Genomic DNA, 19088 nt, shown 5'->3' on the forward strand with positions numbered 1-19088 from the left:
TGCGATGGCTGAGGTCTCCGCGTCGGACGCGCCTACCGAAGGCACGAAATATGGGAGCGGCTCAAGCACCGGTGCGCCCGACTACCCACACGGAACGAGAAGGGACCACCTTTATTCCGTGGGTATTTGGAAAATCATGAACATAACATGATCTGGCTATGTTGTCCCCACATGAGGCCAGAACGCCTGTCATACCAATAGAGATATGAGAATGCATCGCAAACCCGATAATGAAGTGGACACACTCAGGCGAGCGCTATTGCGCAAGATCGGACTTGGGGCGGGTTTTGCGTATGTTGCAACCACATTCGCTGGATTGGATATTGCACGAGCCTCGGCCGGCAGTGTCAGCATCTCCAGGCCGTCTGGCCCATCGCGCCCTTCAGCTCCGTCACGCCCGGGAACGCAAGAAACACGCAACTCGCTTGCGCCAACGGAACTCGTGGCGCTGGTCCCAGCGGACCAGCCTATTGACGCTGCAATTTCGGCCGGGTTCACGCTCTTGTCGCAAGCCGAGGTAGCAGTGCTATCCGCCCGTGTTTCACGCTTTTCGCTTCCGCCGGATCGCGGACTGGCCGAAGCCATCAATGAACTGGCCAGGCTTCTGCCCGGTGCGGTAACAGATGCGAACCACCTCTATACCCCTGATGACTTTCTTTGCGACGGTGCGGAATGCGCTGCTCACGCGATGATCGGATGGACTGGATGGCCATCCAGTGCCATGCGTCCGCGACTTGGAATGATCGACACCGGTATCAATATCGACCACCCAGCGCTGACTGGCCAACGCCTCGCAGTCCATCAGGTTGACCTGGGCGAGCGCGCCGCCGCCGGGCGACAGCACGGCACGGCGATCGCCGCGATGCTGATTGGCAGTGTCGAGGGTCGCGTGCCAGGCCTCTTGCCCGATGCCGACCTGATCGCGGTCGAGGCGTTTCACACAGCCGCTACACAAGAGCAGGCGGATGCCTTCTCTATCGTCACGGCGTTCGACCTGTTGATCGGCGAAAGCGCCGAGGTGATCAACCTGTCTTTTTCCGGACCCGCCAACGCAGTTGTCCGTAGGATGGTCACGCACGCGGCCGGAGCTGACATCGGGCTGGTCGCGGCCGCTGGAAATGGCGGCCCTGGCGCAGATCCGGCCTATCCCGCGGCCTGGCCCGAGGTCATCGCGGTCACGGCAGTGGACGCGCGCTGGCGGGCCTACCGTCAGGCCAATCAAGGCCCGTATGTCATGCTCGCGGCACCGGGCGTCAACATCTGGACGGCGGCCTCAATCTCGGGTGGACGGCTCCGGTCCGGCACCTCCTATGCGGCGCCCTTCGTGACGGCAGCCCTTGCAATCGAACGAAGGCGCAGCGCCGGCAGCGACATCCCTACGGCCATGCAGGCCCTGTTCGACTGCGCCCATGACCTTGGCGAGGCTGGGCATGACCCGGTCTTTGGCAATGGTCTGCTGTCCGCGCCCGGTCAGTGCAAAGGTGGCGTTCATTTTTTTCCCACCAGCGGGGAATAATTCTCTCGCGGGATCGTTCTTCCAAGACAAGGCAAGAAAAATAATACGGCTGACAAGGAGACTCACATGCCTGAAGACGAAAGCAAAACCATCTCGCGGCGTTCCTTGCTTATGAAGTCGGGGCTTGCGGCTGGGGCGGCATATTTTGCGCCGACATTTGCAGGACTCGACGTTGCGCGCGCAAGTGGTGTCAGTATCAGCCGCTTGTCTGCCCCTTCGCGCTATCGTGGCTGGGGCCGAGGATCTGGACTATCGCGACCCTCCCGCCCATCATGGCCCTCTCGTCCGCGGGGGCCCTCGCGGCCGTGGTCATCGCCGTCCGGCTCGGTGGAACAAATCTATCGTCGACTATTCGGAGCAGGTTTAGGTTGGTGATGAAGGCAAATCGGACCACACACCGGGAGGTCTGCGAGACGCGGGCCTTAACCACACACACAAGATTGCACTACCCGGGCAGTTCATTGACGGTCACCCTTGATGATGCGCCAGAAATTGACAGGGCATTGCGCCAAGCACTTCGAGGCTGGTGCCCAAACGACATGCCAGCCGAACAGGATGCATCCCCCCAATCGAAGGTGCGCCGCGAGAAGGCAGGTTACACAACCCAATCCATTTACCTTGATGAGACGCTGCGCGGTCTGGGCGTGGCCGCGGCCACCTGTGCGGTGATCGCAGATCTGGCACAGGACTTCTTTGAGACGCGCCCCGGCTGCATGGCGCTGCATTGTGGTGCTTTTCGCTACAACGGGCGTCTGATCGCAATGACCGGCCCATCGCGTGCAGGAAAGAGCACCTTGACGGCACGCCTGACTGCAGAGCCTGATATGGAGATATTCTGCGACGATATCCTACCTTTGATAGATGGGGAGGCTTTCGCCCTTGGCATTGCACCTCGTCTGCGCCTGCCGCTTCCAGCCACCTGCACTGACGCGTTGGGAACCCATGTTGCTGCAAATTTGGGTCCGCATGACGACCGTTATGGCTATGTCTGTACCCCGACAGTAGCGACCCACGGCACGCGGGCAGAACTGTCGGTGCTTCTGATACTTGATCGCCGCGCTGAGGGTCGCGCGAGGCTGCACTCTGTCAAGGAGGGCGAGGCCCTAAAGTACCTGTTGTCGCAAAACATGTCCGACCTGGTAAGCGCTGACGCAGCCTTCGCTCGGTTATCAGAGTTTTTGGAGAAAGTCATTTGTCTACGTTTGGTCTACGCCGATCTTGAGGATGCGGTTGTGCTTCTGCGAGAAGCCTTCGGCGGTAATGACGTGGTAGCGCCCGGCACGGTCATCCACCCATCCATTTGCAATCAGATGGATGATAGACTTCCCGCAGTGCAAACCGATCCCACCCTGCGCTGGATGCGCGACAGTGATATCATGTTGCAAACGAAGGCCGACACCACGTTTCTTTGGAAAGTCGGCACTCAGACGATCTGGCACATGAATTCACAAGCATATGCCATCTGGACGATGCTGGAGATCCCCGGGTCGGCCACGGATATTGGGAAACTACTGGCCAGCCACTTCCCCGGTGAGGACGAAGAGAGGGTCATCGCGGACGTGAATGCCTTGCTACACGCGCTGGCAGGGGCCGGAATGATCGTGCCGGCCGCCTGAGGTCGCGCTCCGACGTATGCGTCTTACTATGTAGCAGAACTCGAGAGCTTCATGAGCACAATGCCGGCGACGATAAGAAGCGCCGCGATGATACGCATCGGCGTTGCAGCTTCTCCCAGCACGATGACACCCACAGCGAATGCGCCGACTGCACCGATACCGGTCCAAACAGTGTATGCGGTGCCGAGTGGAAGGTAAGCACTCCGTTGATACCGCAGCTTATGCGATCGCGGATGCCATCGGCACCCAATTCCACGGCAGCAATTCATCCAGCCGGTTGATCTTGTGATCGTGGATGCGGTCGAGGATGTCTGCCAGATAGGCCAGCGGGTCTGCCTCAAGCGCTACCCTGACTGGCGGCCGCCGTTGGCAACCCAAATTCGATGTTCGCTGTGATACCTGAAAACCTTGGTGTCGCCGTTTGCGGGATGGACAAGGGTCATTCACTGCGGAATTTGACATCTGATCCAGTCAAATGGAGGCGGACGGTGGGTGTAAAATTCGCAAACTTCACTATTGCCCCGTGCGCCCGGTGATCCTTGTGTTATTTCAGCACTATGGACATCGTCGTCGTCACAACCGTGATCGCATCTCTCTTTCTCGTCATCGGGCTTGCGGAGCCGTTGGCGGCCCGTTTGCGGCTGCCCTACACGGTGATTTTGGCCGTGGTCGGCATCCTGATCGGTGCGGGCGCGATCTTCTTCTTGCGGACCGACCTCACGGATGCGCTGAACCCGGTGGCCGAAGCGATCCTCGGTCTGCCGATCCGGTCCAACGTGTTCCTCTACGTCTTTTTGCCGACGCTGCTGTTTCAGGCGACACTGGGCATGAACCTGCGCCGGATGCTCGATGACTGGGTGCCCATCATCGTCCTTGCCGTCGTGGCGGTCGTCGTGGCGACGTTCAGCGTTGGATATGCGCTGTCTTGGGTCAGTGCGCTTCCCTTGGCGGCCTGTCTGCTGATCGGGGCCATCGTATCGACGACGGATCCTTCGGCGGTTGTCACGATCTTTCGGTCGATTTCAGCGCCACGTCGCCTTGCCCGGATCATCGAGGGCGAAAGCCTGCTGAATGACGCTGCGGCCATTGCGCTTTTCGGTCTGTTCATGGGCTTCGTGATGCTGGGCATACCCGATCCCGACCTCGGCGAGGCGCTGGCGCGCTTTCCTGTCCTGATTGCGGGGGGCGCGTTCACGGGATGGCTTGCCGCGCGGGTCGCGGTCTGGGTCATGGCGCTGTTCAACAGGCACGAACTGGCGCAGATCTCGATTTCGATTTCACTGCCGTATCTGGCCTACATCGTGGCCGAGCAGAGCATCGGTGCGTCGGGTGTCATCGCCGTGGTCGCCGCCGGGCTGACGCTGAATCTGTCCGGTCCGGGGCGCCTGCCGCCTCAGGCCTGGGCCAATCTGCGCGAGCTTTGGGAGGTGCTGGCGCATTGGGCCGGGGCTTTGATCTTCATCCTCGCCGCGCTCTTGATTCCGCGCCTTCTGGAAGAGGTCCGGATCGAGGATTTCGTCTTGGTCTGCGTGGTGATCGTCGCGGCCATCGCCGCGCGGGTCGTGGTTCTCTTCGGCCTCTTGCCGCTGCTGACGCTCTTGCGCGTCTCGCCTGCGGTGGAGCGCCCCTACCGGGCGGCGATCCTCTGGGGCGGTTTGCGGGGCGCGGTCACTCTGGCCCTCGCGCTCGCGGTCACCGAAAGCTTTCGCGTGCCGGACGGGATACAGCGCGTCGTCGGCATTCTGGCCACCGGCTTCACGCTGTTTACGCTGATCGTGCAGGGGACGACGCTGCGCTGGGTGATCGGCCGGCTTGGGCTGGATCAGCTCTCGCCCATCGACCAGGCACTCTCACGTCAGGTTGTCGCCGTTGCGCTTCAGACGGTGCGAGAGGATGTGTCGCGCACCACCGACAACTATGATCTGAGCCATGACATCGTGCGGTCCGAGGCGAAACGATTTGGCGATCGACTGGATGAGGCCGTGAAAACAGCCGAGGACAGCGCCGATATCCTTGACCGTGACCGGGTGACGCTGGGCCTGATCGCGCTGGCCGGACACGAGCGGGACACGATCCTTGTGCGGGTGCGCGAAAGGACCATTTCCGCACGGATGGCAGAACAGGCGCTGTCCAATGCAGATCGTCTGATCGAGGGCGCGCGGTCGGGCGGGCGCAGCGGCTATCAGCGGGCCGCGCGGCGCAGTGTCACTTACGGTCGCGCATTCCGGTCGGCTGTGTTTCTGCACAACAGATTTCGCGCATCGCGATTGCTGGCCCGGATGACTGCTGACCGGTTCGAGCTGCTTTTGTCGCAGCGTCTGGTGCTGCGCGATCTTGGTGCCTTCATTGACGGGCGCATCCGCCGCATCCATGGCAGGCGATTGGCAGATCTGCTGCGCGAGCTTCTGTCCCGCCGGATTGAAGCGGTCGAAACCGCCCTCGAAAGCCTCCGCCTGCAATATCCGGGCTACGCCGAAGAACTGGAGCGCCGGTTCATCCGCCGGACCGCGCTCAGACTTGAAGAGCGCGAATATGCCATCATGCGCGAGGACGGTCTGATCGGGGCCGAGGTCCATACCAAACTGATGGAGGATGTCGCGGCCCGCCGGGCGGCGGCAGAGCAACGCCCACATCTCGATATTGCGCTACAGCGGATCGAGCTGGTGCGGCAGCTCCCGATCTTTGCAGGCCTGAGCGATGCCGGGCTGAAACGGCTGGGTCGGGCCTTTCAGACCCGCTATGTCAATGCCGGCGACATCATCATCGACAAGGACAGCCCGGCCAAACGGGTGTTCTTCATTGCCTCCGGCGCGGTCGAGCTGGAAACCGCAGGCCAGACGTGGCGACTGGGGCGCGGCGAAATGTTCGGCCAGATCGCCATTCTGATGAAGAGACCCCGCAGAAATGAAGTGCGCGCCATCGCTCCGTCGACCCTGCTTGTTCTCAACGAGGAACGTTTCCGCCGCTTGCTCGGCCGCAGTGCCGCCGTGCGCGAGGCCGTCGAGGCCAGCGCCAAGAAACGTGGGATCGACCCGCAAAGCCTTCTGTCGTCAACGGGCGAACGCATCAAGAAATGAAGCAACACCAGCAAGCGTGCGAACAGCGGTGCGCGGCACCGTTCAGGATACCTGTTGTTCTTCCGAACTAATCGACGGGATTTCAGTGCGCTCCTCTTCCGGGGCGCCGCAGAGAAGCTCGACCGCACGGTCGGCGGCATCCTGGAATGGCTCCAGCACAAGGTCGGCACCGGAACCAAACAGCTCTTCCGTGTCACGCGGGTGATGCGATGCAACGGCGATTTTGCCGCAGAAGCCGGATGTGCGGGTCAATTGGATCAAGGTTGTGCGGGTATCCTCATGGCTCAGCCCGGTCGGATGAAGGGGCACGGTCGAGACGATCCACTCGGCGCGCGCCAACGGCAGCTCAGCCACGAACTCGGGGTCGGTTGCATCTCCGAACTCGGTCTCGAGGCCAAGCTCGCGCCAGCGCCGTATGGAAAGAGGATTGAAATCCACGCCGAGTACCTTGATGCCGCGTTTTTGCAGGCGAAGTCCGATAGCGGTGCCAAACCGGCCCAGTCCGAAGATGATTACCTGGTGACCGTCTTCACGGTGCAGGCCCGTATCTGAGAGTTCCCTTGGGGTGCCTTTTCGCTCGAATACCCCCAGAAAACGCTCAAACACAGCGTAAAGCTGATGCGAATAGGTGATCATATAGGTTGAGGCCGCAATCGTCACGAGGCCGACCATCGTGACGAGGCCCAGAGCGTCCTCCTGCACGTGCCCCAGCGAAACCCCCATGGCCACGAAGATCAGGGAAAATTCGCTGATCTGTGCCACTGTCAGCCCGGCAAGAAAGCCCGTCCGCTTGCGGTAACCCAAGGCTCCCATGATCGCGAGCACGATTAGCGGGTTTCCAATCAGAACGAAGAGCGAGAAAATAACCGCGCCCAAGACATGCGCCCCCAGAAGAGACAGATCAATTGCTGAGCCTAGCGCGATGAAGAAAAAGAGCAGCAAAAAATCACGTAGCGGTGCGAGGCGGGCGGCAATCGTCTCGCGATAAGGTGTCGAGGCCAATGCGACGCCCGCAAGCAGCCCGCCGACCTCCTTGCCCAATCCCACGATATCGCCCACAGCCGCGAACATTGCCGCCATCGCGATGGCAAAGATCACCAGGAGCTCGGGCGCCCGTGCCAAGCGCTCGGTCAGCGGGTTGGCGACGTAGCGCACAAAGAAAACGACAAGCGCCACCATGGCGACACCCGACGTCAGGACCATGCTCACCGACCCGCCACCATGCCCGCTGTCGCCAGCAGCGCCGATGCCGATGGCAGACAGCACGATCATCGCCAGAACGACGACCAGGTCCTGGACGATCAGAAAGCCAAGTGCGATCTGTCCGTGCAGGCTGTCGATCTCGCGCTTGTCGGATAGCAGTTTCACGATGATGATCGTCGACGAGAATGTCAGCGCGACGGCGACATAAAGGCTGGTGAGCGCGCCAAGCCCAAGCGCCAGACCAATCAGATACCCGAATATCGATGTGAACGCGACCTGTCCAAGCCCGGTCAGAAGCGACACTGCTCCGAGCGAGCGGATGAGTTTCACGTCGAGCTTGATGCCGACAAGAAAAAGGAGAACGGCGATACCGAGCTCTGACAGAAGGCTGATCTGTTCGTCCGATCGCACCAGGTCCAGCGCTGAGGGCCCCGCGATCAGACCGACCGCGATGAAACTGACGATGAGCGGCTGGCGCAGGATGATCCCGAGGAACCCGATCACCGCAGCCATGACCAGAAGCGCGGCGATCTCTGCGAACTGGGACTGAACGATCACTTCCATCACGTCTTCTGTCCTTTCGTTTCACGAGACATGCCGAACGCCTTTTCACAGTCTTTGGCTTCCTTTATCGTAATATACTGTAGGTTAAATGATCCAGATAGAGAGCTGGAGGTTCTGGCGTTTTTTGAATCTAGTTCTTGAAAGTGACGCGGAAGGACCCAGTGCGATGAAGAAAATCCTGGTGGCCACTGACTTTTCCGAACGGTCTGACCGGGCACTCCGGCGCGCGACACTGCTTGCGCGACAACTCAAAGCTTCGCTCGCGGTGGTTCATGTCATTGACGACGACCAACCGAGGCGGATCGTCGATGCCGAGCAAAAACAGGCGTCCACGCTCTTGCGGCAGTTGGCTGAAACACTCCGCGACGTTGATGGGTTAGACTGCGAAACGCAGGTCATTCTGGCATCGCCGTTCGCCGGCATCGTCAAGGCGGTGGTCGCGCTGAACCCTGACCTTCTCGTCCTCGGACCGCACCGTCGGCAGGTTCTCAAGGATGTGTTCATCGGCACGACGGCGGAACGGACGATCCGCTCGGTGGCCTGCCCCGTTCTGATGGTCAACGCACCGCCAGTAGGATCCTACAAGCATGTCTTGCAGACGACCGATCTAACAGACGGATCCCGGGATGCATTACGCCGTTTTCCAGGCCTCAAGCTCGGAGACACGGCGAAGAGCTCGCTTCTCTACGTGTTTGATGCCCCTGCGCTACGCTTGGCCTTTGGTCATTCAATTCCAAGTGACGACCAGAAACATTACCTCGAAGACGAGCAACGGCACGCAGCCCGTGATCTCAGCCGCTTCGTATCTTCGGTGGGCCTGGAAGGGACCCGGCAGGTGGTGCGCTATGAAGAGGCCGCAGCGCAGCACGAGATCCTGAAGGCCGCGAAAACCGAAAAGGCGGATCTGGTCGTGCTATCGACCCACGGCAAGACTGGGGTTGCAAAACTGCTTCTTGGCAGTGTTACCGAACATGTCCTGAAAAGCGCTACGATCGATGTTCTCGCCATCCCGCCCGTTCACGACACGTCAGAGAAATGACGGCATGATTTCAGAGCGATGACAGAAAGAGTTCAACTCGTTTCAGTCGTCCAAAGCCAGCCAAACTTTTTAATGAAGGCGTATCGGGTGGGTGTCATCATGATCTCCTTTGGTTACGATACGTCACCCAAGGCGATCCCATGCAACCCGTGCCGCATGGCGCGGTTCGGTTGCATATTCTCTTTCATCCGGACTTTAACCGTCGGCTCAGGAATTTAACCTGATCTGCTTGATCCTCTCATCAGAAAGGCGCTCGCGGGCTGGCACAATACTGGTGCTTACCGCCGGTGGGGAATTTCGCCCCGCCCTGAGAACGATCCGATATTCCTCGAAGGTACTGGCCTTTGCAAGCAGTCCTTAATGGCGGGTCCGTCCACGTCGCCGTCTCCGGTCAATGAGAATGCTGCGGCGAGAACGAATGGCCGCAAAGCGAAAGCTGCAGCGCGGCGATGGAGCGACCGACGAGCGGCGGCTTGGGCCGACCGTGTTCCTCGACACAAGTGGCCGGTTGCAGACGTTCGCTATAGTTTGCGCCCAGCTTGACAGTGCGCAGCAAAGGCCTCTTGGGCCATGGCCAGAACAAGACCATCCAAACATTCGGGTATTCAAGCCAAGCTCCAACGCGATTGTGACAGTGCGCCGTGTAGACTTCCCACCCTCATTCGCGCACCTATTGTTCATGATGAACCGTCGCTCATTTATACTCACAGCTGCCGCACCGCTTGCGGTGCCGCGTATTGGTCGCGCCCAGTCAAACAATCTGACCGAAGCAATCCAGCGCCTGTCGCAGCTGCATTCGCTTCAGATCCGGCGCGGCGATGAAGTGATCTTTGCCGAAGCGCCGCGTGGTCCGGGGCTGGACCGTCCCGCAAACATCAAGTCCTGCTCCAAGAGCATCGTTGCCCTGCTTCTTGGTGCTGCGATCGACAGGGGTGAAGTCCCATCGGTGACTGCAACACTCGCTGATGTCGCCCCCGGGATCCTGCCAGCCGATGCCACGTCTGGCGCAGCCGACATCACGATGGAGGATCTGGTAACACTGCGGGCTGGCCTGGAGCGCACGTCGGGCCCGAATTACGGCGCCTGGGTAAACTCCCGCGATTGGATTTCTGACGCGTTGACGCGACCGATGGTCGCAGAACCTGGCGACCGGATGCTTTATTCAACGGGCTCGACCCACATCCTCGGCGCGGCGCTGGCGGAAGCAACCGGCCAGAGCCTTCTGATGCAGGCCCGCGCACGGATTGGCGATCCGCTGGACATAGAAATTCCCGCCTGGACGCGCGACCCTCAGGGATACTACCTTGGCGGCAACGAAATGGCACTACGCCCGACCGCCATGCTGGATATCGCGACCATGCTGCGTGACGGAGGCGAGTTCAACGGGACCCAGGTTATTCCCAGATCTTGGATTGAAGCCTCGCTCCAACCCCGGGCGCGGTCGCCCTGGTCCGGACTGTCTTATGGATATGGCTGGTTCTTGTCGCAATCCGGCTACGTGCTGGCAAGAGGCTACGGTGGGCAGCTCATCGCCACGCATCGCGAGAGTAACCTTGCTGTTGCGATCACATCCAATCCAACCCAGCCGGCCCGCTCCGACGGGTATTTTGGAGATCTGATGCAGTTGCTTGACGGGCCGATCCTAAACCTCGCGTAAATTCTGACAAAGGAGAGATGAGGCCAGCAACCTTTGTCGGGGACTGGTCGGACTATTCCCATCACAACGGTGGTCCTTACCCTCAAGCGGAACCCGCCAGAACGCTATACGGCGCTGCATCCGAGGTCTGCTCTGAGCCTGCTCGCCCGATGCATGAAGGACTGCTGTGGAGCCCCCCTGCTAACATTCGCAGTGCTTCTCTCGGGACGCTCGTTACTGGGCCAGCGCCGCTCGCGCTTCGGCCCAGATGGAGCGCACGATCTCGCCGGCAGGCGCGTTGCGTGCCAGCCGCGCGCTTTGCCCGGCCCATGCCTGGATACGCGCCAAGTCGTTTTCCGTTGCGCCGAGCGCGCGCATCGGTCCCGTTGCCGAGCGCTGCAGCGGATAGGGAAGCGGGGCGATTGCGTCGGCGCCTTCGGTCGCGGCGATGTAGTCGGTCCGCAAGGATCGTCCAAGCCTGCCGGAGAACGCAGTCGTCGTCGTCGTATCCTCAGGCTGTGCCCGGCCGATGGCATCGGCCCAGGCTGGCACGATTGCGGCTTCGGGCCCGCGCAAGAAGGCTGTCCCGATCTGCACGGCCGATGCGCCGAGCGCGAGCGCGGCCACGACGCCGCGCGCGTCCGCTATGCCGCCGGTCGCAATCACCGGCACGCTGACTGCGTCGCGGACCGCAGGAACGAGCGCCATCAACCCACACATCTGCGCGTTCGCCCTGTCAGCATCAAAGGCGCCACGGTGCCCACCGGCCTCGCTGCCCTGCGCTATGATGGCGTCGGCTCCCGCCGCTTCGGCCTGAAGCGCCTCTGCGACCGTGGTGGCAGTCGCGAACCAGCGGATACCCCTCGCCTTCATCCGGTCGACGACATCGGGCGGGAAGAGGCCCATGATCGAGGACATCGCCGCCGGTCGGGCCTCTATCAGCGCCTCGCACTGATCAGCGAAGGACACGGGAAGATCGGCAGAGAGCTCGGTGGGACGCGGCCCCCAACCCTCCAAGAAGCCGGCGACTGCCCGCTCATGTTCGGCGTCGCGTCTCGGCGCAGGGTCAGGCACCCACAGGTTCATNTCCGGAAACTGCCCGCTCGTGGTCGGCGTCGCGTCTCGGCGCAGGGTCAGGCACCCACAGGTTCATCTGGAACGGGCCATCGCTCGCGGCCCGGAATTCCGCTGCCCAGAGGGCGATCGCATCGGGGTCCATCAGCAGCGCGCCGCATCCGCCCATACCACCAGCTTGGGCGACGGCGGCGGCCAGAGAAGGAGGGCAGGCACCGGCCATCGGGGCCATCAAGATCGGCGCATTCATGTCATATGCCGCGCAGAACTCATCGACGCGCCTTGAAGCCTCGCCCAGCATTCCAGCCCGCTTTCTCCGTGTTGTCTCGCTCACGCCATCTCCGCATGGAGAAGGCCATAGAAAGCGTATCAAGCGGCACGTTCGGCCGCAATGTAACGCACCATGAGTGCCCGTATCGCCCATAGCCATGTGGGTGCCAATCAATTGACCGGACGGTCATGCATGATGCAGTGAACGCCCGCAAAGTCCCGCAGTTCTGCCGCTCAACTGGTCCAAAAAAACTATCGGGTTCCTCTGACCTGTGGGCTTTGGCCGGAACTCTGCTAACGTCCCTTTGAGCAACGCACAAAGGAGCCCGCCATGAAGATCCACCGCGCCGGAGACCGGCCTTCGCAATTCCCAAGCAGTGAGTATTTCACTGGCACGGTCCGGTTTGATCCGGTTGTTGCGGGTGACGATCCCTCTCCGGTCAAGATCCTGTCGGTGACTTTTGAGCCCGGCGCGCGGACGGCTTGGCACACCCATCCCGCCGGCCAAACGCTGCATGTTGTGTCAGGCACGGGGCTGGCCGGGTCCGAAGGGAAGCCGGTGCAGGTGCTGCGTCCGGGCGATACGGTCTGGTTTGCGCCGGGGGAGCGGCATTGGCACGGTGCGTCACCCGACTGCGCAATGACTCACCTGGCAGTGCAGACTTCCGTCGATGGCAAGACTGCAGACTGGATGGAGCATGTCACGGATGGGGATTACCTCTCCCAGCGCGCCGAGTAGGTTGGGATCGAGCCGCCCACCGAAGAGCCACCTGCCGAGAGCCTGGTTCGTCCGCTGTGTGCAATTTCACCGGGCCCAAGATCATGCGCGTGCAGCGAACGGCAGGTTCGACGGGCCGCACCGCAGCATCTCGGCCTACTCGTGAAAGGCAACTGTGGGCCGTCCATGTCGTCGAGGTCGTGTCCGTCGCAGGGGGCGGTTTGCGGCCATTCGCTGCCGGTGCTCAACTGATGGATAGATAAGGCAAAAGCCGCCCTTCATCGCCATTTGATAATTGCGTCGATACTGCACTATCCATCATGCCAGCAATGCGCAGATAGCAACCTTTGCAAAGCCACTCACTCATCCTAACTTCACGGGCTGATTATACTGCACTGTCGCGAGAAAACAGGTCGTTGATGGGGTCCGGCAGCAAGATTTTGCTACCCCGCCCCCGAAAAACCCATCACTCTGCCCGCAGGATAAATTCGCTTGGGGTGAGGTGAACTCCGTTCGCCAGTGGTTTTATGCATCAGCGTCCTGTCTACCACAGCTTCGTTCATGCTTTGTCTATGTCACTACCGTCGACGAAAGCGAATGACGCATTTCCGTATGCGAGTTCGCAACCGAGGCATTCTGAGTGTACTCGAGTTAATCTCACACGATCTGCTGCTCACTTTTTGTGGTCCCTTCTCGTTCCGTGTGGGTAGTCGGGCGCACCGGTGCTTGAGCCGCCCCTATATGTTGTGCCTTCGGTAGACGCGTCCGACGCGGAGACCTCAGCCATCGCAGCGGCGGACGCGCCGGGCCATGTNCGTCCCGCGGGTCGCTTGCAGCCAATGCTCCAAAACCCGGCAGGTGACGGTGCCATGGGCGCGCAGCGGGTCGGGCTTCACGCAGCTGTTCGATGCCTTCATCATCGCGCTGGTGCGCGAGATGCCGGTGAGACCACGCCCACCGCCCGAGGTAGCTTCGATTATTCGGACTCGTTCATCTTCGGCGATGGCTGAGAAGGTCAAACTTGCCTGAATTCACAAGTGCAGGCACCAGCAATGCGGCGAACATCAGGCGTGGCCGTTGCTTACGGAGTAGTGATCGGAGGAGGTTTCCGCCGCTTTCCGGACACCGCATTCCCGGCAATGGCCGCAAGCAGGATGGCCCCACCCAGCAAGGTGCTGAAACTGGCGGTTTCGCCAAGCAAGAGCCAGACCCAAAGCGGGGCAAGCAGAACCTCTGCCAGAGACAGCAGCGCCAGTTCTGCGGCGGGCAGGCTACGTGAGCCAAGCGTGTAAAGGATCAATCCCGCCCCGACCTGAAAGACCCCCATGCCCATTGCGATACTGCCGTCGCTCGCCGACAGCACGAGAGGCAGGCCCAAGTATAGGCATATCCCGAAGGTGATCACGATAGCGAACAGCCCAGATAGAAAAACTGCCGGCAGCATTTCCCCGGATTTTCCCCAGCGCAGCGCGACGGTAAAGATCGCAAAGCCAAGCGCGGAGCCGAGTGCCGCAAGGCTACCCATCAAGACAACGCTCCCGGTCTTGTCGGCCACCATGACGGAGATACCTGCAATGGCGACGGCGATGGCAATCCAGGTGGCCAAGCGCACGGGCTCGCGCAGAACGATCCACCCGAGCACCGCAGCCATAAACGGCGCGGTCGCAAAAAGGAGCATCGCATTCGCGACGGACGTGACCTGGATCGCGTAAATCCCTCCGGAATAGGCCGCGACCAGGGGGAGGCCTGCGATGACGGCGGGGAACCCAATGCGGCGAATCTGAGCAATCGGGCTCTGGCCGGATCGAATGCGCAAGACAACGTATAGAAACAGGGTAAGGCTGATCGAGCGGAAGAGCAGTATTTGCCAAACGACCGCGTCTTCGATCAGCCGGATACCAAGCCCTACCGTCGACCAGAGCACACCCGCGGCAAAGACGAACAAGACGCCATGCTTGTGTCCGCTCGCCGGGTATGCAGTTTGGTTTGCGTCTGTCATCAGGCCCTCATTTGAACAGATATTCAGTCACAGGCAATTGGCGGGGGGAGGCGTTCTGATCCATAATTTACGATGTGAACACTCAACCCATCAAGCGCCCTACATCAACCCCACATCAACCCGCGAATGCATGTTTCGCACCGAATTTGGCCCATGCTTTGCAGCATCGGGTTGTGGCGGTCCGGGACGACCCGAAAGCCACTGACTTCGGCATCCTGCGAATTGTTAAAGCTAAAACGCCAACGCAATGAGAGCTTCGAGTCACGTTTCGCGCAGCCACTGCTTCAGGTGGTCTGCCCCCATCGAGTGGTCCAGTTTGATTGTTGGTGGGGACGTGTTCTTCCAGAGAGAACTCGTAGAATAGCGCTGGTGAGCTTACTGCCGCGGTCCCGTAATCGCCGATCCTCCCCTCAATTACAGGAATTGAGTCAGCAGTTCAGGTCTCGATCAAGGAAGAGTTTTTCATCAAAATCCGCCAATTCTGCAGATTGCTGCGATGGCAACCAAAGCCTGCTATTCAGGGGTAGCTCTGATCTCGATCCCCGGCGCATGAAGCCCCTTGGGCGAGAGCGTAAATATCTCGAAACCCTCGGCTGTCACCCCGATCGAGTGCTCGAACTGTGCCGACAGAGACCTGTCCCGCGTCACGGCAGTCCAGTCGTCCACAAGCACCTTTACCTCGGCGCGCCCAAGGTTGACCATCGGCTCGACTGTGAAGATCATGCCCTCTCGCAGCTCCGGGCCGGTGCCAGCTCTGCCAAAATTCAAGATGTTCGGCGAGTCGTGAAAGACTTGGCCGATGCCGTGGCCGCAGAAGTCCCGGACGACAGAGCAGCGTTCGGATTCTGCGTAACTCTGGATGGCATGGCCGATATCGCCCAGACGCGCCCCCGGGCGCACCGCCCCGATCCCGCGCATCATCGCTTCATGCGCGATCCGGACCAGCCGTTCGGCCGCTCGCTTCGGTTTTCCGACGGCATACATGCGGCTGGAGTCGCCATGCCACCCGTCGAGGACCAACGTGACATCGACATTCACGATATCGCCGTCGCGCAGCTTCTTCTCGTTCGGTAATCCGTGGCAGACCACGTGATTGACCGATGTGCAGCAAGCGTATTCGTAGCCCTTGTAGCCCAGAGTTGCAGGCGTCGCCCCATGGGTCGCCGCAAAATCAAGAACGAAGGCGTTGATCTCGGCCAGGGGCGTGCCGTGGGAAATAAGATCTGACACGCCGTCCAGACATGTAGCGGTCAAGGCTCCTGCGCGGCGCATCCCCTCGAAGGCATCCCGTCCGTAAAGCTTGATGCTCTCGGTTCTTCGGGCGTCTTGTGCCCGCGGAGCGACAGGCATGTCGATATAGCTGTCCACCTGATGTCCTCTCTGCGTAAGCTGCGTCTTGGCGACCGAGGCAGTTTGACCTGGGTTCTTCCCTATAATATACGAATCATGTATGCTTCATGTATAAACGATCAGGAGGCATGTCGATGGGTATCGTAAAAATCGGTGATGATCTGCACGAGGAGCTGCGCAAGTCCAGCGGGGTCATGTGCCGGTCGATCAATGCTCAGGCGGAGTTCTGGATGAAGGTCGGCATGTTGGCCGAGGCGAACCCGACCCTGCCCTTCACCGAAATCATGGCGCGGCAACTCAAGAATGCCGATGTGCAGGTGCCGGGGATCGAAGCAGCCTGAAGGCTGCCGATTGTTTGGAGCGGATAAAGCGGCCATTTGGGCCGCCTGGACAATAGGCTTCGTCCCGCGCTGCCGCCATCTGCCCATCAAAAATGCTGCGTGATGTAAGAATGGCAGGAGTGCGAGAGCTGCATCTTCGCATGCAACATATCTTCAATCTCGCGCCGTTCGCGGAAACCCAGCTTAGAGTAGGCCATGATCCGTTCTCCTTACTTTCCAGCAAGACAGGAGATTTGTCGCAAACCAGAATAGAATGTGCCGACATTGACCGAAGGTGACACCGCTTGGCCAAGCCAGGCAAAGCAAAGGCTGCACGAGTAGTCTGCTCGCCCTCAGATATCCTCAAGTATAGGACGCAGAGCGACTTCGACCCGGCCGCGAGATGCTTGCTCGAGCGGAAGGATGGGACGCGGCGGACTGATCCGACCCAGGCCGAGGATCTCGGCCATGGCAAACATCACGCGGAAGCTCCCGAACTCTCGAAAGAGCGTCCAGAGAGGGTGGAAGGCCCAGTTGATGCGCTCAGCCTCTGCCGCGTCGCCAGCCTGCGCGGCGCGCGCGAGCGCGAGGGCGGGCTTCGGGAGAAGGCCGGCCACAACGCTATACCAGCAGGCGCCCCCGGTGAGTAATGCATCCTTCGCGCCCCAGGGTGACGAAAGCGATCCAGGCCAGCACCGCCTTCGGGTTGGCGAGATGCGTGATCAACCCGTGCCGAAAGAATGCAGCAGACGTAGGTGACGTGTTGTCACGCGGTGGTCCGGCCGAGGTCGCCAGATCGTAGGACAGTGCGCTTCGGCCCGCGCGAAACGCCAAGTAGAGCAAGTATACCCCGCCGAAGATCTTCAGGACGATCAGTGCCTCGGCATAGCGCGCGAGAATGGCTGAAACCCCGGTCGCCGCTGAGAGCCCCCAGAACAGCGATCCGGAAAAAATGCCCGCCGCCGATGCCAGGCCGGCGCGACGGCCGTGGTGCATCGCCACGCCCATAATCCGAAGGGTGCTCGGTCCTGGGCTTCCGGCGGCGACCGCATAGGCGATGAAGACGACCAGCAGATGGTTCAGGTTCTCCATAGCTTACTCTCTCAGGTTCCGGCCAGCAGCTTGAACGCGATAGCCCACATCACCAGAGCGATGATCGTCTCGAGGATGCGCCAGGCCGCTGGCCGCTCGAACACCGGGCGGAGCCGGATGGCACCGTAGCCAAGGACGAAGAAGAACACGAACGATCCGAGGACCGCGCCTACGGCGAAAGACCCCAGATTGTCGCCGAACTGGGTCGAGATGGACCCCAGCAGCACAACAGTGTCGAGATAGACATGTGGATTCAACCACGTGATGGCGAGACATGCGACCAGCGTCCGAGAGAGATCCGTCACCGGCAGCGAGGCGTCCGCCGCCAACGTCTCATTCGAGCGCAGCGCCGACAGGAGGCTCTTCGTGCCATACCAGATCAGGAACACCGCGCCGCCGAAACGCATGACAGGTTCGAGCCACGGAAGCCAGTCCGACACGGTTCGGAAGCTCGTCACGCCGACGGTGATCAAGATCGCATCCGAAACTGCGCAGGCAAGGCAGACCGCGAGGACATGCTCGCCGCGCAGGCCCTGGCGCAGGACGAAAGCGTTTTGTGCGCCGATGGCCACGATAAGGCTGAGGCTCATCATCATGCCGGTGAGAAAAACGGGAAGGTCCATGTGCAGGTGTCCGATCCAGTGGTACTTGCCTTGAGCTATCCGACGACAGAAGATTAGACAAATTAAGGATGCTCATGCGAATGAAGGAGAGCTAAACCATGATCGACTACGCGGCCGTCCGGGCCGTCGCCGCAGTCAACCGGACGGGCAGTTTTGAGAGAGCCGCTGCGGCGCTCAATGTCTCGCCGTCGGCCGTCTCGCAGCGCATCAAAAATCTCGAGGAACGCCTTGGCACCGTGTTGATCGAGCGGGGAGCGCCATGCACCGCTACAGAGAAGGGCCTGTCGCTTTGCCGGCACATGGAACGTGTCGGCATGCTGGAGAAGGAGCTCATGGAGCACCTGCCCGAGCTTTCCGGGTCTGATGGCAGTGCGCAGCGGGTGACGCTCAATGTGGCCACGAATGCCGACAGCCTCGGGACCTGGTTTCTCGAGGCCATCGCCGCCTTCACCAAGACCACCGATTACCTGCTGAATGTGGCAATAGACGACGAGGACCACACGGCAGACTGGCTTCTCCGTGGCAGGGTCCTTGCCGCGGTCACCTCGCTGGAGCGCCCGGTGCAAGGTTGCCGCGTTACGCCGCTCGGATCGCTCCGCTATCATGCGACCGCAAGTCCGGACTTTGTCGCGCGCCACTTCCCGGACGGCGTCACGGCCGAAGCATTCGAGCAGGCACCGGCCCTGACCTTCAACCAGAAGGACCGTCTCCAGAACGCTTGGGCTCGAGAGGCTTTCGGACGCGATCTATCCTTTCCAACCCACTGGCTGCCCTCGACGCAGAGCTTCCTGGAAGGGAGCCTCGCGGGCATGGGCTGGGCGCTCAACCCGGTCCAACTTGCTCGCCAGCATCTCGAACGCGGAGATCTCGTAGAGCTCCTTCCCGGTAGTGCCCCGGGAAGTGGTGTAGGAACTGGCGTCCACCTGCTTCTTCATAGCCGGTGTTGCTCGTTCACTGAGCGGCGATCATCGCCGTCTCACCGTCATCGTTG

16 protein-coding genes, 3 pseudogenes and 1 riboswitch are annotated in these 19088 nt (G+C 60.8%); of the genes and pseudogenes, 9 read left to right on the forward strand and 10 right to left on the reverse strand.

What is annotated here, in order from left to right; all coding sequences use genetic code 11:
• The first annotated feature begins 721 nt into the window (after positions 1-721).
• Together V8352_RS19090 and V8352_RS19095 are read left to right on the forward strand one after the other, a co-directional pair.
• Positions 722-1516, forward strand: a complete 795-nt coding sequence (locus V8352_RS19090; protein ID WP_336425881.1) for a S8 family serine peptidase — start codon at positions 722-724, stop codon at positions 1514-1516.
• Between the two features lie 539 nt (positions 1517-2055).
• Positions 2056-3132 (forward strand): PqqD family protein, encoded by a 1077-nt coding sequence (locus tag V8352_RS19095; protein ID WP_336425882.1) that lies wholly within the window; start codon positions 2056-2058, stop codon positions 3130-3132.
• 26 nt (positions 3133-3158) lie between these two features.
• Here the strand turns inward: V8352_RS19095 and V8352_RS19100 are convergent.
• Together V8352_RS19100 and V8352_RS19105 are read right to left on the reverse strand one after the other, a co-directional pair.
• Positions 3159-3326, reverse strand: a pseudogene (locus tag V8352_RS19100) (DMT family transporter); the annotation flags it as partial.
• 25 nt (positions 3327-3351) lie between these two features.
• Positions 3352-3465 (reverse strand): annotated as a pseudogene (locus V8352_RS19105) (transposase domain-containing protein); the annotation flags it as partial.
• 224 nt (positions 3466-3689) lie between these two features.
• On the opposite strand from V8352_RS19105, the gene V8352_RS19110 reads away from it, so the two are divergent.
• Positions 3690-6209, forward strand: a complete 2520-nt coding sequence (locus V8352_RS19110; protein WP_336425883.1) for a cation:proton antiporter — start codon at positions 3690-3692, stop codon at positions 6207-6209.
• Between the two features lie 42 nt (positions 6210-6251).
• Here the strand turns inward: V8352_RS19110 and V8352_RS19115 are convergent, their stop codons facing one another.
• Complete coding sequence (locus V8352_RS19115) at positions 6252-7976, reverse strand: cation:proton antiporter (protein WP_336425895.1); 1725 nt, start codon at positions 7974-7976, stop codon at positions 6252-6254.
• Positions 7977-8142: 166 nt separating this feature from the next.
• On the opposite strand from V8352_RS19115, the gene V8352_RS19120 reads away from it, so the two are divergent.
• Positions 8143-9015, forward strand: a complete 873-nt coding sequence (locus tag V8352_RS19120) for a universal stress protein (protein ID WP_336425884.1) — start codon at positions 8143-8145, stop codon at positions 9013-9015.
• Positions 9016-9187: 172 nt separating this feature from the next.
• Positions 9188-9334: riboswitch (FMN riboswitch) on the reverse strand.
• A 360-nt stretch (positions 9335-9694) separates the two neighbouring features.
• Positions 9695-10672, forward strand: coding sequence for a serine hydrolase domain-containing protein (locus V8352_RS19125; protein ID WP_336425885.1), 978 nt, complete (start codon positions 9695-9697; stop codon positions 10670-10672).
• A 213-nt stretch (positions 10673-10885) separates the two neighbouring features.
• Here the strand turns inward: V8352_RS19125 and V8352_RS19130 are convergent, their stop codons facing one another.
• Together V8352_RS19130 and V8352_RS19135 are read right to left on the reverse strand one after the other, a co-directional pair.
• A complete protein-coding gene (locus V8352_RS19130) occupies positions 10886-11737 on the reverse strand; it encodes an NAD(P)H-dependent flavin oxidoreductase (protein ID WP_336425886.1) in 852 nt (283 codons plus the stop codon).
• Positions 11718-12155: a nitronate monooxygenase gene (locus V8352_RS19135; RefSeq protein ID WP_442971069.1), complete on the reverse strand. Its 438-nt coding sequence runs from the start codon at positions 12153-12155 to the stop codon at positions 11718-11720. Before V8352_RS19135 ends, V8352_RS19130 begins: the two co-directional genes overlap by 20 nt.
• Positions 12156-12326: 171 nt before the next feature.
• Between V8352_RS19135 and V8352_RS19140 the strand changes: the two genes are divergently transcribed.
• The gene (locus V8352_RS19140) at positions 12327-12734 is read left to right on the forward strand and encodes a (R)-mandelonitrile lyase (protein WP_336425888.1); all 408 of its coding nucleotides are present in this window, start codon (positions 12327-12329) and stop codon (positions 12732-12734) included.
• A 795-nt stretch (positions 12735-13529) separates the two neighbouring features.
• Positions 13530-13661 (forward strand): annotated as a pseudogene (locus V8352_RS19145) (helix-turn-helix domain-containing protein); the annotation flags it as partial.
• 133 nt (positions 13662-13794) lie between these two features.
• Here the strand turns inward: V8352_RS19145 and V8352_RS19150 are convergent.
• Positions 13795-14712, reverse strand: a complete 918-nt coding sequence (locus tag V8352_RS19150) for a DMT family transporter (protein WP_336425889.1) — start codon at positions 14710-14712, stop codon at positions 13795-13797.
• A gap of 513 nt (positions 14713-15225) precedes the next feature.
• A complete protein-coding gene (gene map, locus V8352_RS19155) occupies positions 15226-16080 on the reverse strand; it encodes a type I methionyl aminopeptidase (RefSeq protein WP_442971070.1) in 855 nt (284 codons plus the stop codon).
• A gap of 116 nt (positions 16081-16196) precedes the next feature.
• Between map and V8352_RS19160 the strand changes: the two genes are divergently transcribed.
• Positions 16197-16403, forward strand: a complete 207-nt coding sequence (locus V8352_RS19160; protein WP_336425890.1) for a ParD-like family protein — start codon at positions 16197-16199, stop codon at positions 16401-16403.
• A gap of 332 nt (positions 16404-16735) precedes the next feature.
• Here V8352_RS19160 and V8352_RS19165 read toward each other — a convergent pair whose 3' ends face one another.
• Genes V8352_RS19165 through V8352_RS19175 form a run of 3 tightly spaced genes read right to left on the reverse strand, consistent with a single transcriptional unit; the run spans position 16736 to position 18097 of the window.
• A complete protein-coding gene (locus V8352_RS19165; protein WP_336425891.1) occupies positions 16736-16999 on the reverse strand; it encodes a hypothetical protein in 264 nt (87 codons plus the stop codon).
• Positions 17000-17003: 4 nt separating this feature from the next.
• On the reverse strand, positions 17004-17474 hold the full coding sequence (locus V8352_RS19170; RefSeq protein ID WP_336425892.1) for a LysE family translocator: 471 nt from the start codon (positions 17472-17474) through the stop codon (positions 17004-17006).
• 11 nt (positions 17475-17485) lie between these two features.
• On the reverse strand, positions 17486-18097 hold the full coding sequence (locus tag V8352_RS19175; RefSeq protein ID WP_336425893.1) for a LysE/ArgO family amino acid transporter: 612 nt from the start codon (positions 18095-18097) through the stop codon (positions 17486-17488).
• Positions 18098-18195: 98 nt separating this feature from the next.
• Here V8352_RS19175 and V8352_RS19180 point away from each other — a divergent pair.
• Positions 18196-19088, forward strand: an 893-nt coding sequence (locus tag V8352_RS19180; protein ID WP_336425894.1) for a LysR family transcriptional regulator ArgP, incomplete at its 3' end; no start/stop codon positions are given.

The organism is Roseovarius sp. D0-M9 (assembly GCF_037083805.1).
GTDB lineage: Bacteria > Pseudomonadota > Alphaproteobacteria > Rhodobacterales > Rhodobacteraceae > Roseovarius.

What these genes read in the sequence shown, in the direction of transcription:
- V8352_RS19090 (WP_336425881.1), top strand. Translation starts at nt 722, where the DNA reads ATGCGTCCGCGACTTGGAATGATCGACACCGGTATCAATATCGACCAC.
- V8352_RS19095 (WP_336425882.1), top strand. Translation starts at nt 2,056, where the DNA reads ATGCCAGCCGAACAGGATGCATCCCCCCAATCGAAGGTGCGCCGCGAG.
- V8352_RS19110 (WP_336425883.1), top strand. Translation starts at nt 3,690, where the DNA reads ATGGACATCGTCGTCGTCACAACCGTGATCGCATCTCTCTTTCTCGTC.
- V8352_RS19115 (WP_336425895.1), bottom strand. Translation starts at nt 7,976, where the DNA reads ATGGAAGTGATCGTTCAGTCCCAGTTCGCAGAGATCGCCGCGCTTCTG.
- V8352_RS19120 (WP_336425884.1), top strand. Translation starts at nt 8,143, where the DNA reads ATGAAGAAAATCCTGGTGGCCACTGACTTTTCCGAACGGTCTGACCGG.
- V8352_RS19125 (WP_336425885.1), top strand. Translation starts at nt 9,695, where the DNA reads ATGATGAACCGTCGCTCATTTATACTCACAGCTGCCGCACCGCTTGCG.
- V8352_RS19130 (WP_336425886.1), bottom strand. Translation starts at nt 11,737, where the DNA reads ATGAACCTGTGGGTGCCTGACCCTGCGCCGAGACGCGACGCCGAACAT.
- V8352_RS19140 (WP_336425888.1), top strand. Translation starts at nt 12,327, where the DNA reads ATGAAGATCCACCGCGCCGGAGACCGGCCTTCGCAATTCCCAAGCAGT.
- V8352_RS19150 (WP_336425889.1), bottom strand. Translation starts at nt 14,712, where the DNA reads ATGACAGACGCAAACCAAACTGCATACCCGGCGAGCGGACACAAGCAT.
- V8352_RS19160 (WP_336425890.1), top strand. Translation starts at nt 16,197, where the DNA reads ATGGGTATCGTAAAAATCGGTGATGATCTGCACGAGGAGCTGCGCAAG.
- V8352_RS19170 (WP_336425892.1), bottom strand. Translation starts at nt 17,474, where the DNA reads ATGGAGAACCTGAACCATCTGCTGGTCGTCTTCATCGCCTATGCGGTC.
- V8352_RS19175 (WP_336425893.1), bottom strand. Translation starts at nt 18,097, where the DNA reads ATGGACCTTCCCGTTTTTCTCACCGGCATGATGATGAGCCTCAGCCTT.